The sequence below is a fragment of the Neisseria sp. P0013.S005 genome (assembly GCF_051958425.1).
Taxonomy (GTDB): domain Bacteria; phylum Pseudomonadota; class Gammaproteobacteria; order Burkholderiales; family Neisseriaceae; genus Neisseria; species Neisseria subflava.
The window spans coordinates 1-346 of the sequence record NZ_JBQCVL010000048.1; the positions used below are offsets into that span (position 1 = coordinate 1).

A 346-nucleotide genomic window follows, 5' to 3' on the forward strand; every position below is an offset into this window, starting at 1 on the left:
CCAGTAGCGCCGGTATCACCTTTAGCACCAGTTGCACCAGTATCGCCTTTAGCACCAGTTGCGCCGGTTGCACCAGTTGCACCAGTTGCGCCGGTTGCACCAGTTGCACCAGTTGCGCCGGTTGCACCAGTAGCACCAGTAGCACCAGTTGCACCAGTTGCACCAGTAGCACCAGTAGCACCGGTATCACCTTTAGCACCAGTAGCACCGGTATCGCCTTTAGCACCAGTTGCGCCAGTATCGCCTTTAGCACCAGTTGCGCCGGTTACGCCGGTGTCACCTTTTTCACCTTTGTCGCCGGTTGCGCCAGTAGCGCCGGTATCACCTTTTTCACCTTTGTCGCCGG

Annotated in this window: 1 protein-coding gene; it reads right to left on the bottom strand. The window is 57.8% G+C overall.

What is annotated here, in order from left to right:
- Positions 1 to 346 (bottom strand): hypothetical protein (locus ACTHTA_RS11440; protein WP_440364778.1); only part of this gene is annotated, 346 nt, incomplete at both ends.